Origin of the sequence: Streptomyces sp. SUK 48 (genome assembly GCF_009650765.1) — a bacterium.
Classification (GTDB): domain Bacteria; phylum Actinomycetota; class Actinomycetes; order Streptomycetales; family Streptomycetaceae; genus Streptomyces.
In genome coordinates, this window is sequence record NZ_CP045740.1 from 1,684,719 (window position 1) to 1,701,000 (window position 16,282).

General features: G+C 73.7%; 12 protein-coding genes. 2 read left to right on the forward strand and 10 right to left on the reverse strand.

What is annotated here, in order from left to right; all coding sequences use genetic code 11:
* Window positions 1-173 precede the first annotated feature (173 nt).
* The 3 genes from GHR20_RS07125 to GHR20_RS07135 form a co-directional block, all read right to left on the reverse strand.
* Window positions 174-1,082 (reverse strand): LysR substrate-binding domain-containing protein, encoded by a 909-nt coding sequence (locus tag GHR20_RS07125; RefSeq protein WP_111581244.1) that lies wholly within the window; start codon window positions 1,080-1,082, stop codon window positions 174-176.
* A 109-nt stretch (window positions 1,083-1,191) separates the two neighbouring features.
* Window positions 1,192-2,520 carry a diaminopimelate decarboxylase gene (lysA, locus tag GHR20_RS07130; protein WP_153812671.1) on the reverse strand — a complete coding sequence of 443 codons (1,329 nt, stop codon included), beginning with the start codon at window positions 2,518-2,520 and terminating at the stop codon, window positions 1,192-1,194.
* A gap of 88 nt (window positions 2,521-2,608) precedes the next feature.
* On the reverse strand, window positions 2,609-2,959 hold the full coding sequence (locus tag GHR20_RS07135; RefSeq protein ID WP_148023188.1) for an SAV_915 family protein: 351 nt from the start codon (window positions 2,957-2,959) through the stop codon (window positions 2,609-2,611).
* Window positions 2,960-3,286: 327 nt separating this feature from the next.
* Between GHR20_RS07135 and GHR20_RS07140 the strand changes: the two genes are divergently transcribed.
* Window positions 3,287-3,853, forward strand: a complete 567-nt coding sequence (locus GHR20_RS07140; protein WP_153812672.1) for a universal stress protein — start codon at window positions 3,287-3,289, stop codon at window positions 3,851-3,853.
* 474 nt (window positions 3,854-4,327) lie between these two features.
* Here GHR20_RS07140 and GHR20_RS07145 read toward each other — a convergent pair whose 3' ends face one another.
* From GHR20_RS07145 to GHR20_RS07175, 7 genes are all read right to left on the reverse strand, one after another.
* On the reverse strand, window positions 4,328-5,011 hold the full coding sequence (locus GHR20_RS07145; protein ID WP_153812673.1) for a response regulator transcription factor: 684 nt from the start codon (window positions 5,009-5,011) through the stop codon (window positions 4,328-4,330).
* A 112-nt stretch (window positions 5,012-5,123) separates the two neighbouring features.
* On the reverse strand, window positions 5,124-5,756 hold the full coding sequence (locus GHR20_RS07150; RefSeq protein ID WP_153812674.1) for a potassium-transporting ATPase subunit C: 633 nt from the start codon (window positions 5,754-5,756) through the stop codon (window positions 5,124-5,126).
* Between the two features lie 5 nt (window positions 5,757-5,761).
* Entirely contained in the window at window positions 5,762-7,888 is a 2,127-nt protein-coding gene (gene kdpB / locus GHR20_RS07155) for a potassium-transporting ATPase subunit KdpB (protein WP_181515952.1), read from the reverse strand.
* Window positions 7,888-9,549 carry a potassium-transporting ATPase subunit KdpA gene (kdpA, locus tag GHR20_RS07160; RefSeq protein WP_111581237.1) on the reverse strand — a complete coding sequence of 554 codons (1,662 nt, stop codon included), beginning with the start codon at window positions 9,547-9,549 and terminating at the stop codon, window positions 7,888-7,890. The genes kdpB and kdpA overlap by 1 nt, the downstream gene beginning before the upstream one ends.
* A 2-nt stretch (window positions 9,550-9,551) precedes the next feature.
* A complete protein-coding gene (gene kdpF, locus GHR20_RS07165; RefSeq protein WP_037659531.1) occupies window positions 9,552-9,641 on the reverse strand; it encodes a K(+)-transporting ATPase subunit F in 90 nt (29 codons plus the stop codon).
* A gap of 252 nt (window positions 9,642-9,893) precedes the next feature.
* Complete coding sequence (locus tag GHR20_RS07170) at window positions 9,894-11,732, reverse strand: APC family permease (protein WP_153812675.1); 1,839 nt, start codon at window positions 11,730-11,732, stop codon at window positions 9,894-9,896.
* Window positions 11,733-12,281: 549 nt separating this feature from the next.
* Window positions 12,282-14,903, reverse strand: a complete 2,622-nt coding sequence (locus GHR20_RS07175) for an ATP-binding protein (RefSeq protein ID WP_153812676.1) — start codon at window positions 14,901-14,903, stop codon at window positions 12,282-12,284.
* A 223-nt stretch (window positions 14,904-15,126) separates the two neighbouring features.
* On the opposite strand from GHR20_RS07175, the gene GHR20_RS07180 reads away from it, so the two are divergent.
* Window positions 15,127-16,191 (forward strand): biotin/lipoate A/B protein ligase family protein, encoded by a 1,065-nt coding sequence (locus tag GHR20_RS07180; protein WP_111581234.1) that lies wholly within the window; start codon window positions 15,127-15,129, stop codon window positions 16,189-16,191.
* Window positions 16,192-16,282: the final 91 nt, after the last annotated feature.

The window sequence follows — 16,282 nt, forward strand, 5'->3', positions numbered from 1 at the left end:
CGGTCCCCCGCCGCGTCCGCGTCCCGCCGAACTCCCAGGTGGCGCAGGGCCGATGCGGCCACGCCCGCCCCTCACATGCCCTGGGCGGCGGGCCCGGCGGGGTGGCGGTGGAGCAGCAGAAGTCGCCGGGCGGGCCGGTGGAGCAGGGGTCGAGGGCGGGGCGGGGGCCGGGATCAGCCGGTGGCGTGGCGGGTGATCAGGTCCAGCAGGCGCAGCACGGTGGCGTCGGCGGAGGGGCGGCGGACCGCGACCACCACGGTTTCCAGCAGGGGCGATTCGTCGCGCAGCGGGACGCAGGTGAGGCCCGGGACGGGGAAGTCGCGCAGCCGGTCCGGGAGCAGGCCGACGCACAGGCCGGAGGCGACATAGCTGTACAGGCCCGTGAGGTCGTCGGCCTCCGCGCGGGCGCGCGGGATGAACCCGGCCTCGTGGCAGGCGAGTTGGACCTGCTGGGCGAGGGCGGGGAGCGCGCCGGGGGCGGGCAGCACGAAGTCCTCGTCGCGCAGGTCGGCCAGGTCGATGGCGGCGGCGTCCGCCAGCCGGTGGTCGTGGGGCAGCGCGGCGGCGATGCGCTCGACCGCGAACGCCTCGCTGACGATCTCGGCGGACAGGTTCGAGGGGTCGCGCAGGAATCCGAGGTCCAGTGCGCCGGAGCGGACCATCTCGGCGATCCCGGCGGGCGTGTCCTGGTGCAGATGGACGCGCAGACCCGGCAGTTCCTCGGCGGCGGCGCGCAGCAGCCCGGGCAGGTAGTGGTGGCTGAGGACGGTCACATAGCCCACCCGGACATCGCCCTCCAGGCCGCTCGCGACCCGTCGTACCCGCTCGATCACGGCGGACTGGGCGTCCAGCAGCCGCCGGGCGTCCACGGCGAACACCTCGCCCGCCGGGGTGAGGGAGACCCCGCCGGACCCGCGCTCGAACAGCCGCACGCCGAGGCCCCGCTCCAGTCGCTGGATCGACTGGCTCAGCGGCGGCTGGCTCATGTGCAGGCGCTCGGCGGCGCGGCCGAAGTGCTCCTCCTCGGCGACCACCAGGAACTGCTCCAGCAGGCGCTTGGTGAGGTTAATATCTTCGTTCATATTGGCCACAGGATGACCATATATGGAGCAGACATGTCCGGCGCGGTGGGGCGACGGCACGGTGGGGCGCGACCGCCCCGCCGGAGCGCTCCGGCGGGGCGGTCGCCGCTCACAGGCCGACGTCGCGGCGGCGGATGTCCTCCAACGACTCCCGGCGGACCAGCAGCCGGGCCCGGCCGTCGCGTACGGCGACCACGGGCGGGCGGCCGACCAGGTTGTAGCCGGAGGCCATGGAGAGGTGGTAGGCGCCGGCGACCGGTACGCCGAGGAGGTCGCCGGGGCGGAGGTCGGCGGGGAGTTCGGCGTCGGCGGCGAGCACGTCGCCCGCCTCGCAGTGCCGGCCCACGACGGTCGTGCGGACCGGGTCGGCGGCGCTGTGCCGGCCGATCAGCCGGGGGGCGTACCGCACGCCGTACAGGGCGGGGCGCGGGTTGTCGCTCATGCCGCCGTCCACGGCGACGAAGACGTGCTCGCCGGTGTGCTTGACCGACAGCACCCGGTACAGGGCGATCCCGGCGGGGCCCGCGATCGCCCGGCCCGGTTCGATGATCAGGCGGGGCACCGGCAGCCCGGCCGAGGCGCAGGCGCCGGCGAGTTCGGCGCGCACCTTTCGGGCCAGTGAGGTGAGGTCCAGGGCCTCCTCGCCGGGCCGGTAGGCGATGCCGTGGCCGCCGCCGAGGTCCAGTTCGGGCAGCACCACGCCGTGCTGCTCGTACAGCCGGGTCATCAGTCCGACCATCCGGCGCACGGCGGTCAGATAGGGCTTGACGGTGGTGATCTGGGAGCCCAAGTGGCAGTGCAGGCCGGTGAGTTCCAGATTGGGCTGGTCGAGGATGCGGGTCAGGGCGTGCAGCGCGTAGCCGTCGCGGATGGAGAGGCCGAACTTCTGGTCCTCGGTGCCGGTGCGGATCTTGTCGTGGCCGCCCGCGCTGATGCCGGGGACGACGCGCACCATCACCTTCTGCCGGCCGTCCGGCCCGACGGCGGCGGCCAGCCGGGCGATCTCCGAGGGGCTGTCGATGACGACGCGCCCGACGCCCAGGCGCAGCGCGGCCTCCAGGTCGCGCGGGGTCTTGGCGTTGCCGTGCAGCACGATCCGCTCGGGCGGGAAGCCGGTGGTGACGGCGAGTTCGAGTTCCCCGGCGGAGCAGACGTCCAGGCCGAGGCCCTCCTCCTCCATCCAGCGGGCCATGGCCCGGCACAGGAACGCCTTGGCGGCGTAGAGGACTTCGGCGTCGGGGAAGGCGTGGCGGTAGGTACGGCAGCGGTCGCGGACCTCGGCCTCGTCCAGGACGTAGACGGGGGTGCCGAAGCGGTCGGCGACCTCGGCGAGCGGGACGCCGCCCACCGCGAGGTCGCCCGCGCGGGGCTCGGTGGTGGAGGCGGGCCAGACCGACAACGCGTCGGTGGTCGTGGGCAGTTCGTGGACCGTGGTCATCTCGGCGTTCCTCTTTCGGGCGTTCCGTCGTCAAGCGGTCCGGGCTCGGGAGCTCCCAGCTCAGGCGAGCCGGGCTCGGGCGCCCGGCTCAGGCGATCCGGGCGGTCCGCGGCGCGCGGGCGGCGGCCGGGGCGGGCCGCGGTACCGGGGCGGGCGCGGGGGCGGTGAACTGCGGGTCCACCGTGAGGACGGTGACGCCGAGCGGTGCGGTCAGGGTGCGCAGTTCGGCCCCCGCGAGGCGGATGAAGGCGTGGCCGGAGCCGAGGGTTGCGGTGAGCCGGCGTACGGAGGTGAAGGCGACGGCGGTGCGCTCGCCGAGCGGGGTGCGGAAGAGCCGTACCGCGTGCCCGGAGGGTCCCGGCCGGACCGGGACGTACAGGGATCCGGCCGGGAACGGTTCGGGGGGCTCGGGGTCGTCGCCGTGGCGGAGTTCGGTCATGGGATGCCTCCCGTGAGGCGGGGAGCGTGGAGTCTGGGAGACCCCGGACGCGGGGAGGCGGCCCGGGGTTCGCTGTCGACGGTATGCCCGCGCCACCCGGTTGCCGGACCCTTCCTGACGTGACGCTGACGGTGAGCCGGGCGGCTTTGACGGGTTGCTGACGGCCGCTCCGGGAGGGCCCGGGACAGGGCGTCAGCGGAGCGCCAAGAAAGGGCGTACGCCCTGTTCCGGGGCCTGGAACGCGGGTGTGATGGAGGGGATCCCCGAGAACCGCCGGCCGGGACGCCCTCGTCGTCCGACGGCCGCCGTCCGCAGAAGGTGGCAGCGATGTCGAAGTACCAGGAGTCGGCGGCGGCGCGTGTGCTGGTGGGGGTCAGCGGCTCGCCGGGCAGTCTCGCCGCGCTCGGGCGGGCCGCAATCGAGGCCCGGCTGCGCGGGGCGCAGCTGTGGCCGGTGACGGCCTGGGAGCCGCCGGAGGGGGATCTCGCCGCGCGCCGCTTTCCCGCCGCGGCGGCGCTGGTCCCGGAGTGGGAACGGCTCGCCCGGGAACGGCTCCTCGACGCGCTGCGCGCCGTGTTCGGCGACGCCTCGACCGGGCTGCCCGGCGGGACGCTCGTCGCCCGGGGCGCCCCGGGGCCCGCGCTGGTGCGCCTCGCCGGGCGCGACGGCGACCTCCTCGTGATCGGGGCCGGTGGCCGCGGGCGGCTGCGCCGCGGCCTGTGGCCCTCGGTGAGCCGCTACTGCCTCGCCCACGCCACCTGCCCCGTACTCGCGGTCCCGCCCTCCCCTCTGCACGCCGCGCTGACGAGCGCCCACCGTCGCAACACGTTGCGGCTGCGCTTGGACAGCGGCGACGTGGAACGGGAGCTGGGGGTCGCGCCGCCGGGGGTGTGAAGCGAAGCCCCGGGGGGCCTGAGCGGACCGGGGGCCGACAGCCTGGGGGCTGAGCCACCCTGGGGGGAGCCACCCCCAGGGGTGGCAGCGCACGGAGGGGGCGGTCGGCCGCCGAGCGCGACACCGCCGCGCCGTCCTGTGGCCTGAAACGACGCCTGAAACGACGCCCGGAGCCCGGCACTTGCGGCACTGAACCGGCGCCCAGAACCCGAGCCCGCACGCGGGCCCGAACCGGCCAAGGGAGGAACCGGATGTCCCGGACCGCGCCGCCCCGGTCCCGACCGTCCGGGGACCTGAGTTCGGCCCGCGCAGCCCGACGGCCCGAACCGAGGCCCCGTCACGGAGGTCACCAGGACCGCCACCGGCTCCCGGCTCCCGATCCCGATCCCGCGCCCTCCGATGCCCGCGCCCGGCAACCGAGGCGGCCGGGGCCCGACGTGGCCGTCCGGCCGGAGCGCGCGGCCCCCGCCCCGCTCACCCCTCGAACCGGTACCCCATCCCCGGCTCCGTGATCAGGTACCGGGGATGCGCGGGGTCGTTCTCCAGTTTGCGGCGGAGCTGGGCCATGTAGACGCGGAGGTAGTTGGTCTTGTCGGCCTGGGTGACGCCCCATACCTCTCGCAGCAGATGCCGCTGGGTGATCAGCCGGCCGGGGTTGGTCACCAGGATCTCCAGCAGCTGCCACTCGGTCGGGGTGAGCCGTACGTCCCTGCCGTCCCGTGACACCTTCTTGGCCGCCAGGTCGATGCTGAAGTGCGGCGTCCGCACCAGGACCCGCTCCGGCGCGGCCGGGGCGTCCTCGGTGCGGCGGACCGCGGCGCGCAGCCGGGCCAGCAGCTCGTCCATGCTGAACGGCTTGGTGACGTAGTCGTCCGCGCCCGCGTCGAGCGCCGCGACCTTCTCGCCGGACGCCTGCCGGGCGGACAGCACGATGACCGGGGCCCGGGTCCAGCCGCGCAGCGACCGGATGACGTCGACGCCGTCCATGTCGGGCAGCCCGAGGTCCAGCAGGACCACGTCGGGTCTGCGCGCGGCGGCGAGACGCAGGGCGGTGGCCCCGTCGGGGGCGGCGTCGACGCCGTAGCGGCGCGCCCGCAGGTTGATGACGAGGGCCCGTACGAGCTGCGGGTCGTCCTCGACCACGAGCACCCGGGTCATGGGTGTCACTCTCCTGTCCGTGAAGGGGGCTTCGCGGGGGAAGCCGCGGGAGCCGGCGCCGCCGGGAGGCATCCCGGGGCGCCAGCTCCCGTGTGCGGGTCGGGTGCGGCCGTCACCGCCGTGCGGTGAGGTCCCGCAGCGCGACGTTGAGTTCGAGGACGTTGACCTGCGGCTCGCCCACGAAGCCGAGGGCGCGGCCCTGGGTGTGCTCCTTCACCAGTTGCTCGACCCGCGCGACGGACAGGCCGTTGCGCTCGGCGACCCGGTGCACCTGGAGTTCGGCGTACGCCGGGGAGATGGCCGGGTCGAGGCCGGAGCCGGAGGAGGTGACCGCGTCCGCCGGGACCTGGGCGGGCCGCACGGTGTAGCCGGGCACGGAGTTGTCCTCCACGACCTTCGCCCGGGCGTCCTCGACGGACTTGACGAGCTTGGGGTTGTCGGCGGCCAGGTTGGTCGCCCCGGAAAGGATCAGCTTGTACCGGGTGTTGACGGAGTTGGTGCCGAGTCCGGCGGTGGGCCGGGGCTGGAAGTACTTCAGGCCGTAGCCCTGCTGGCCGATCAGGGAGGAGCCGACGACCTTGCCGTGCGAGGTGATCTCGGAGCCGTTCGCCCGGCCGGGGAACAGCGCCTGGGCGACACCGGTGACGGCCAGCGGGTAGAGGACGCCGGTCACCAGGGTCAGCACCAGCAGGGCCCGCAGGCCCGCCCAGAGCAACCGGGCGGTGTTCGTGACGGAGTTGTTCATGGCGATCAGCCGATTCCGGGGATGAGGGAGATGAGCAGGTCGATGAGCTTGATCCCGATGAAGGGGGCGATCAGGCCGCCGATGCCGTAGAGGCCGAGGTTGCGGCGCAGCATCTTGTCCGCGCTCATCGGCCGGTACTGCACGCCCTTGAGGGACAGCGGCACCAGCGCGATGATGATCAGCGCGTTGAAGATGACGGCGGACAGGATCGCGGAGTCCGGCGAGGCCAGCCGCATGATGTTCAGCTTGTCCAGGCCCGGATAGACGGCCGCGAACAGCGCCGGGATGATCGCGAAGTACTTCGCCACGTCGTTGGCGATGGAGAACGTCGTCAACGCGCCCCGGGTGATGAGGAGTTGCTTGCCGATCTCGACGATCTCGATCAGCTTGGTCGGGTTGGAGTCGAGGTCGACCATGTTGCCGGCCTCCTTGGCGGCCGACGTGCCGGTGTTCATCGCGACGCCGACGTCGGCCTGGGCGAGCGCGGGCGCGTCGTTGGTGCCGTCACCGGTCATCGCGACCAGCTTGCCGCCGGCCTGCTCCCGCTTGATGAGGGCCATCTTGTCCTCGGGGGTGGCCTCGGCGAGGAAGTCGTCGACGCCCGCCTCCTCGGCGATCGCCTTCGCGGTCAGCGGGTTGTCACCGGTGATCATCACGGTCTTGATGCCCATCCGGCGCAGTTCCTCGAACCGCTCGCGCATGCCCTCCTTGACGACGTCCTTGAGGTGGATGACACCGAGGACGCGGGCGCCGCGCCCGTCCTGTACGGCGACGAGCAGCGGGGTGCCGCCGGCCGCGGCTATCTTGTCGGTCAACTCCTGCGCGTCCGCGTCGACTTCACCGCCCTGCTCGCGTACCCAGGTGATGACGGAGGCGGTGGCGCCCTTGCGGATCCGGCGGCCGTCCATGTCCACGCCGGACATCCGGCTCTGCGCGGTGAAGGCGATCCACTCGGCGCCCGCCAGCTCGCCCTGGTGGCGTTCGCGCAGCCCGTAGCGCTCCTTGGCGAGGACGACGACGGAACGGCCCTCGGGGGTCTCGTCCGCCAGCGAGGACAGCTGGGCCGCGTCCGCGACCTCGGCCTCGGTCGTCCCGCGCACCGGCACGAACTCGGCGGCCTGGCGGTTGCCGAGGGTGATGGTGCCGGTCTTGTCCAGCAGCAGGGTGGAGACGTCACCGGCGGCCTCGACCGCGCGGCCCGACATGGCGAGCACATTGCGCTGCACGAGGCGGTCCATGCCTGCGATGCCGATCGCGGACAGCAGCGCGCCGATGGTGGTCGGGATCAGGCAGACCAGCAGGGCCACCAGCACCACCATGGTCAGATGGGTGCCCGCGTAGTCGGCGAACGGCGGCAGGGTGGCGCAGGCCAGCAGGAAGACGATGGTCAGCGAGGCCAGCAGGATGTTGAGCGCGATCTCGTTGGGGGTCTTCTGCCGGGCGGCGCCCTCGACCAGGCCGATCATGCGGTCGATGAAGGTCTCGCCGGGCTTCGTCGTGATCTGGATGACGACGCGGTCGGAGAGCACCTTGGTGCCGCCGGTGACGGCGCTGCGGTCGCCGCCGGACTCGCGGATGACCGGGGCGGACTCGCCGGTGATCGCCGACTCGTCCACCGAGGCGACGCCCTCGACGACATCGCCGTCACCGGGGATGATGTCGCCGGCCTCGCACACCACCAGGTCGCCGATGGTCAGCGCGGTGCCGGGGACCTGCTCCTCGGCGCCGTTCACCAGCCGACGGGCGACGGTGTCGGTCTTCGCCTTGCGCAGGGTGTCGGCCTGGGCCTTGCCGCGGCCCTCGGCGACGGCCTCCGCCAGGTTGGCGAAGATCACGGTCAGCCACAGCCAGGCGCTGATGGTCCAGCCGAACCAGTCGCCGGGGTCCTTGAAGGAGAACGCGGTGGTGAGGACCGAGCCGACCCACACCACGAACATCACGGGCGACTTCACCATCACCCGGGGGTCGAGCTTGCGCACCGCCTCGGGCAGGGACTTCAGCAGCTGCCCCGGGTCGAACAGGCCCGCTCCGACGCGGCCCTCGTCGGTCTTGTGCCCGGTGGGCGCGTCCTGGTGGGGCGCAAGGGTGGGAGTGGACATCGCGTCCTCGTGGGATTCCGTTCGGGTCGTCATCACGCCAGCCCTTCGGCGAGCGGGCCCAGCGCGAGGGCCGGGAAGTAGGTGAGACCGGTGACGATCAGGATCGCCCCGACCAGCAGGCCGGTGAACAGCGGCTTGTCGGTGCGCAGGGTGCCGGTGGTGGCCGGCACCGGCCGCTGCCCGGCGAGGGAGCCGGCGAGCGCGAGCACGAACACCATCGGCAGGAAGCGGCCGAACAGCATCGCGAGCCCGGTCATGGTGTTGAACCAGTCGGTGTTGGCGTTCAGACCGGCGAAGGCCGAGCCGTTGTTGTTCGACGCGGAGGTGAAGGCGTACAGCACCTCGGAGAACCCGTGCGCGCCCGGGTTGAGCATGGAGTGCGGCGGGGTCGGCAGCGCCATCGAGGCCGCGGTGAAGACCAGGACCAGCGTCGGGGTGACGAGGATGTAGCAGGCGGCGAGCTTCATCTCGCGGCCGCCGATCTTCTTGCCCAGGTACTCGGGGGTGCGGCCGACCATCAGACCGGCGATGAACACCGCGATCACGGCCATGATCAGCATGCCGTACAGGCCGGAGCCGACACCGCCGGGCGCGATCTCGCCCAGCATCATGCCGAGCATGGTGATGCCGCCGCCGAGGCCGGTGAAGGAGGAGTGGAAGGAGTCCACCGCGCCGGTGGAGGTGAGCGTCGTCGCCACCGAGAAGAGCGAGGAACCGGCGACGCCGAAGCGGGTCTCCTTGCCCTCCATCGCGCCGCCCGCCGCCTGGAGCGCCGGGCCGTGGTGGGCGAACTCCGCCGCCATCATCAGCAGCGTGAAGCCCACCCAGATGGTGGCCATCGTGGCGAGGATCGCGTAACCCTGCTTCACCGAGCCGACCATCACCCCGAAGGTGCGGGTCAGGCAGAACGGGATGACCAGGATCAGGAAGATCTCCAGCAGGTTGGTGAGGGCGGTGGGGTTCTCGAAGGGGTGGGCGGAGTTGGCGTTGAAGTAGCCGCCGCCGTTGGTGCCCAGCTCCTTGATGGCCTCCTGGGAGGCGACCGCGCCGCCGTTCCACTGCTGGGAGCCGCCCATGAACTGGCCGACCTCGTGGATGCCGGAGAAGTTCTGGATCGCGCCCGCGGCCACCAGGAGTACGGCGGCCACGGCGGCCACCGGCAGCAGGATGCGCACCGTGCCGCGCACCAGGTCGGCCCAGAAGTTGCCGAGTTCCCCGGTGCGGGAGCGGGCGAAGCCGCGTACCAGGGCGACCGCCACCGCCATGCCGACCGCCGCGGAGACGAAGTTCTGCACGGCCAGACCGGCGGTCTGCACCACGTGCCCCATCGTCTGCTCGCCGTAGTACGACTGCCAGTTGGTGTTGGTCACGAACGACACGGCCGTGTTGAACGACTGGGCCGGGCCGACCGAGGAGAAGCCCAGCGAGCCGGGCAGCAGCCCCTGGAACCGCTGGAGCAGGTAGAGGAACAGCACACTCACGGCCGAGAAGGCAAGGACCCCGCGCAGATACGCGGGCCAGGTCATCTCGGCGTCCGGGTTCGCCCCGATGCCCCGGTAGATCCACTTCTCCGCCCGCAGGTGCTTGGGGGAGGTGTAGACCCGGGCCATGTAGCCGCCGAACGGGATGTACGCGAGTGCCAGCACGCCTATCAGGGCGAGCAGTTGCAGGAAGCCTGCGAGTACGGGGCTCACCGTCAGAACCTCTCCGGGAAGATCAGGGCGAGGACGAGATAGCCCAGCAGGGCGACGGCCACGATCAGGCCGACGATGTTCTCGGCGGTCACAGCTTCGTCACCCCCTTGGCGACGAGAGCCACCAGCGCGAACGACACGATCGTGGTGACGACGAAGGCCAGATCGGCCATCGTGAACTCCTGGAATGAGGTGCGAAAGAAAGCGGACGGTTAGAGGAAAACGCCTCCGTGGCCGGTTCCGGTCGTCGTTGACGGCCCTCTTACGGCAGCCCCTTCGCCTTTGACGGGTCTCTTACGGGAAGTGATCCGTACTGGTCAGTAGGCCCGTGGCGCGGTGGCCGGTTCACAGCCGGAAGCGCAGCCGGCAGATCACCGCGTCGGTCTCCCGCCGTACCGCGTGCGCCACGACCGCGCCGCGCTGGTTCTGCAGCAGCCGCTGCCACAGCCGCTCCGGCTCGGCCTCCGGGATCAGCACGGTCACCCGGGTGCCGGGCTCGGCGGCGGCCACGGCGCGGACGTACGCGGCAATCGGACGGCCCAGGCCGTGCCGCTCGGGGGCCAGGCGCACCAGTTCGACGCCGGGGTCCCAGTCCCGCCAGGAGCGCGCGAAGGCGTGGGCCCGCACCCGGTCCTCGGGGTCGGGGGGACAGACGCTCACCGCCCGGACCTCGTCGCCGAGGGAGGCCGCCGCCGTCAGCGCCTCCGAGGTGAGCCGGGACAGCGAGGAGACGGGCACGATCACCAGGGAGCGCTCGCGGTGCGGGACGCGCGGGACCTGGCCGAGCCCGAGGCGCTCGTCGATCCGGCCGTAGGCGCGGTGCACGGCCTCGAAGGCGGCGACCAGCGCGGGCAGCGCGAGCACGATCAGCCAGGCGCCCTCGGTGAACTTGCTCGCGGTGACGACGACCGCGGCCACGCCGGTGAGCAGCGCGCCGCAGCCGTTCAGCAGCGCCTTGCCGCGCCGGCCGCGGCCCCGCTCCGCGCGCCAGTGCCGGACCATGCCGACCTGGGCGATGGTGAAGCCGACGAAGACGCCGATGGCGAACATCGGGACCAGGGTGTTGGTGTCGCCGCCGGAGAACACCAGCAGCGCGGCCGAGACCACGGCGAGCGCCAGGACGCCGTGCCGGTGCACCTGGCGGTCGGCCTTCAGGGCGAAGACGTGCGGCGCGTGGTCGTCGCGGGCGAGCAGTTTCAGCAGCACGGGCAGCCCGCCGAAGGAGGTGTTGGCGGACAGGGCCAGCAGGATCATCGTGGCGAACTGGATGACGTAGAACGCCGCGTGGTGGCCGAGGGCGGCGTCGGCCAGCTGGGCGAGGACCGTGACGCCCTCGACCGGCTGGAGATGGAAGCGGCCGATCAGCACGGACAGGCCGATCAGCATCAGGCCGAGTACGGCGCCGAGGGCGATCTCCGCCCGCTGGGCGCGGCGCGCGCGGGGCACCCGGAAGGAGGGCACGGCGTTGGCGATGGCCTCCACGCCGGTCAGCGCGGCGCACCCGGAAGCGAACGCCTTCAGCAGGAGCAGGGTGCCCACGGTGGTGGCGTTGTCCGCGACGACCGAGGGGTGGCCGGCCGCGGCCGCCGTGCTCACCGGGTGGGAGCGGAACAGTCCGACGGCGATCAGGACGAAGATCGAGCCGACGAACACCGCGGTCGGCACGATGAACGCCCGCGCCGACTCCACGATGCCGCGCAGATTGACGCCCGTGATCAGGGCGAGCACGACGAGGCAGAGCGAGAGCCGGTGGCCGTACAGGCCGGGGAAGGCGGAGGTGAGGGCGGCGACACCCGCGGTGACGGCGACGGCGACGTTGAGGACGTAGTCCAGGACCAGGGAGGCGGCGGCCACCAGGCTGGTGCGGGCGCCGAGGTGGGCCCGGGCGACGGCGTAGGAGCCGCCGCCGTCCGGGAAGGCGGCGATGACCTGCCGGTAGGAGGCGACCAGGACCGCCAGCAGGGCCGCGATGGCGAGCGTCACCGGCAGGGTGAAGCCGAGGCCGTGCGCGCCGGCGCCGGCCAGGACCAGGACGATCGCCTCGGGGCCGTACGCCACGGACGCCATCGCGTCCAGCGACAGCGCGGCGAGGCCCGTGACAGCGGTCAGCCGGTGCCGCTCGCCGGTATCCGGCGGTTCCTCGCCGGCGGGGACGGCATCCGGCGCGGTGGTCAGGACGGACATGGGCGCGTACTCCTCGTCGTTCGGCCGCGCGCCGGAACCGGGCGCGCGGAGGCACCCAGCCTCTGCCCTCTCCCCCGCCCCCGCCGACCTCTCCTGTCACCTTCTTCGCGCCCGACCTGCCTGTTTTGACGGATCGTTGACGGCGGCCGGGGGTGAGCGGCGGCCGGGGCAGGGGCCGCCGCCGTACACCCGCGCGGCTCGGCCTCGCCGTCCGACCGGCCGTCGGTGTCCGGGTTCCGGGTGTGCCGCGCGAACGTGACGGCGCCCTCGTACCCCGGGCGTGGCGGCCGACCGGGACGACGGTGCCGCTGCCCACCGCCGGCGCGGCCGTCTCCCGACTCGCCGCGCGGGCGCGGACGTCGCGCCTCGCCACGGTGCCGGCCGCCTCCGGCAGCGCCGCGCGCCCGCCCGTCGTCCGGCTGACGCACCCGCCCGGCGCGGCCACGAGGGCGGCGCGGCGTCGGCGGGCGGGGCAGGGCGCCGTCCGGCCCGGCGCCAGGGCGGGAGTCGCCGGGCACGGACCGGCCGGGCCGTCGCGCGGCGGCGCGGTCACGGGGCGGCCGGGCCCTGGGCGCGGGGCGGGTGGGGCCTGCCGGTCAGGGGCGGCGTGGTCCTCGGGTGCGTCCCGGGACGGGGGCGGCCGGGTGGGGGGCCGGGGTGCGGGTCGTGCGTTCGCAGGGCGGGGGGTTCCGGGAGCGGGGCGCGGCCGGGGTTCCCGGCGTGCTCCGCGGCCGGCAGTGACACCACCATCGTGAGGCCGCCGCCGGGCGTGTCCTCCGGGCTGAGCGTGCCGTTCATCGCCTCCGTCAGGCCCCGGGCCAGGGCGAGGCCGAGACCGAGGCCGGTGGTGTTGTCGGTGTCGCCGAGGCGCTGGAAGGGCTCGAAGAGCCGTTCGCGGCCGTCGGCGGGCAGACCGGGGCCCCGGTCGATCACCCGCAGTTCCACCCGTCCGGCCAGCGCGCTGGCCGTGATCAGCACCTTCTTCCCGGCGGGCGAGTACCGGGCCGCGTTGCCGACCAGGTTGGCCAGTACGCGTTCCAGCAGCGGCGGGTCGGCGAGCACCGGCGGGATGCCCTCCGTGTCCGCCGCCTCGGCCCCCGGTTCCTCCGCCAGGACGATCGGCAGCACCTCCTCCAGGGAGGTCTCCCGCAGATTCAGGGTGAGCACCCCGGCCTCCAGCCGGCTGAGGTCGAGGAGGTTCTCCACCAGGCGGCTGAGCTTGGCCATGGACGCGTCGGCGGTGGCGAGGAGTTCCTCGCGGTCCTCGGCGCAGAAGGCGACGTCGCGGCCGCGCAGGGAGGTGACGGCGGCCCAGCCCGCGGCCAGCGGGGTGCGCAGATCGTGGCCGACGGCCCGCAGCAGCGCGGTGCGCAGCCGGTCCGCGGCCCGCACCGGCTCCACCTCGGCCGCCGCCTCGGCCAGCCGGGCGCGCTCCACGGCCGAGCCGACGTGCGCGGCGAACGCGGCCAGCACCCGCCGTTCGGAGGCGGACAGGGCCCGGCCGCGCAGGGCGAGCCAGGCGCCGGGGCCCGCGGGTACGGCGGTCACCCCGGGCGTGTCCGGCGGCTCGTCCAGGAGGTCCGCGACGTCCATGCCGAACGTCTCCCGGGTCCGCTCCAGGAGCGCCGGGATGGTCGCCTCGCCGCGCACGATGCTGCCCGCGAGCGAGGACATGGTCTCCGCCTCGGCCGTCGCCCGCGCCGAGCGCCGGGACAGGCGCAGGGAGCGGTCCACGACGGCGGCCACCACGGCGGCGACGACCACGAACACGGCGAGCGCCACGAGGGCGTTCGGTTCGGCGAGCGTGAACGAGCCGACGGGCGGGATGAACCAGTAGTTGAGCAGCAGGGACGCCGTCACCGACGCGATCACCGCCGAGGCGACCCCGCCTATGCAGGCCACGCCCACCACGGTGAGCAGGAACAGCAGTGCCTCGCTGGTGAGGTTGAGGGTGCTGCGCAGCTGGGCGAGGACGGCGGTGAGCAGCACCGGCAGCACCAGCCCGGCCACCGGTCCCGCGATCAGCCGGGCCGGGGACAGGGTGCGCCGCCGGGACGGCAGCAGGGTGCCGCGCCCGGCGCGTTCGTGGGTGACGCGGTGTACGTCGATGTCGCCGGAGAGAGCGGTGACGGTTTCCCCGGTGCCGGGTCCGGTGAGGAAGCGCGCGAGCCGGCCCCGTCTGCTGGTGCCCAGCACCAGCTGGGTGGCGTTCTCGGCGCGGGCGAACTCGACCAGGGTGGCGGCCACGTCGTCGCCGACGACCGAGTGGTAGCTGCCGCCGAGGTCCTCGACCAGCCGCCGCTGCCGGGCCAGCGAGGCGTGCGAGACGCCGGCGGCGAGGCCGTCGCTGCGGGCCACGTGCACGGCGAGCAGATCGCCGCCCGCGGACCGGTCGGCGATGCGGGCGGCCCGTCGTACCAGCGTGTCGCCCTCGGGACCGCCGGTCAGCGCGACGACGACCCGTTCCCGCGTCTCCCAGACCCGGCCGATGCCGTGCCGGGAGCGGTACTCCTGGAGCGCCTCGTCCACCCGGTCGGCCACCCACAGCAGGGCCAGCTGGCGCAGTGCCGCCAGGTTGCCGGGGCGGAAGTAGTTCGCGAGGGCCGCGTCGACGGCCTCGGGGGCGTAGATGTTGCCGTGCGCCATCCGGCGGCGCAGCCCCTCGGGCGGCATGTCGACCAGCTCGATCTGGCAGGCCCGGCGCACCACTTCGTCGGGCACGGTCTCGTGCTGCGGGACGCCGGTGATCTTCTCGACCACGTCGTTGAGGGACTCCAGGTGCTGGATGTTGAGCGCGGTGACGACGTCGATCCCGGCGGCCAGCAGGATCTCGATGTCCTGCCAGCGCTTGGCGTTGCGGCCCTCGCCGGGGACGTTGCCGTGCGCGCACTCGTCGACGATCGCCACCTGGGGGCGCCGCGCCAGGACCGCGCCCAGGTCCATCTCCTCGAACCGGCCGCCCCGGTGGGAGCAGACGGCGCGGGGGACGCGCTCCAGGCCGTCGAGCATCGCCTCGGTGCGCGGGCGGCCGTGGCACTCGGCGAAGCCGACCACCACGTCCGTGCCGCGCGCGGCACGCCGCCGCCCCTCGTCGAGCATCCGGTAGGTCTTGCCGACCCCGGGGGCCGCGCCGAGGTAGACCTTCAGTCGTCCGGGCCGTACGTCACTCATCGCCGCCGTAGCGCTCCGCTCACTGATCCGGCCCCCCGCACCGGGGGGTTCCCTCCCAAGGAAGCGGCCGGGCCCGGCGGGCGGTGCGGCCGTTAGCGCTTCCTTGGCGGCGTGCCCGGGGACCTTGACACCGTTTTGACGGAGCCTGGGCGGTGCGGCCCGCGGGGAACACCTCGGGGAGGCGGCGCGTTGATCACGCTGAGGGAAACGGAGGGCCCAGGCGGTGCACGGAGAGTACAAGGTGCCCGGCGGCAAGCTGGTCGTCGTGGATGTGGAGACGGACGGCGGCGTGCTGCGCGACGTCCGGGTGGCGGGTGACTTCTTCCTGGAGCCGGACGAGGCGCTGGACGCGGTGAACGGCGCGCTGGAGGGCGCCCCCGCGGGCACCGACGCGGCCGGGCTCGCCGCGCGGATCGAGGCGGCGCTGCCCGCGGGCACGGTGATGTACGGGCTGACGGCGGAGGGCATCGCGATCGCGGTGCGCCGGGCGCTGGCGCACGCCACCGACTGGACGGACTACGCCTGGCAGTTGATCCACGAGGGGCCTCAGGCCCCGGCCCTGCACATGGCCCTGGACGAGGTGCTGACCGCCGAGGTGGCCGCGGGCCGGCGCCCGCCGACGCTGCGGGTGTGGGAGTGGGGCGCCCCCGCGGTGATCATCGGCAGCTTCCAGTCGCTGCGCAACGAGGTGGATCCGGACGGCGCCGCCCGCCACGGCATCGAGGTGGTGCGCCGGATCTCGGGCGGCGGCGCGATGTTCGTGGAGCCCGGCAACACCATCACGTACTCCCTGTCGGTGCCCGAGTCCCTGGTGCACGGCCTGTCCTTCCAGGACAGCTACGCCTATCTGGACGACTGGGTGCTCGCCGCGCTCGGCGACATGGGCATCCGGGCCTGGTACCAGCCGCTGAACGACATCGCCACCGACCAGGGCAAGATCGCGGGCGCCGCGCAGAAGCGGGTCGTCGGACCGGGCGGCGGTCCGGGCGCCGTACTGCACCACGTGACCATGTCGTACGACATCGACGCCGACAAGATGACCGAAGTACTGCGCATCGGCCGGGAGAAGCTGTCGGACAAGGGGACGCGGAGCGCGAAGAAGCGGGTGGATCCGCTGCGCCGGCAGACCGGGCTGGCCCGTGAGGCCGTCATCGACCGCATGATCGACTCCTTCCGCGCGCGCTACGGGCTCGCGCCGGGCGAGGTCACCGACGAGGAGCTGGCGCGGGCGCGGGAACTGGCGCGGACGAAGTTCACGACCGGGGAGTGGACCGCGCGGGTGCCGTGAGCGTCCGCGGGCGGGGAGCGCGGTTCAGGGTGAGGTCAAGGCAGGCCCATGGGCGGACCAAGCCCCTGTATGAGTTCCGTGCACGTCGCGG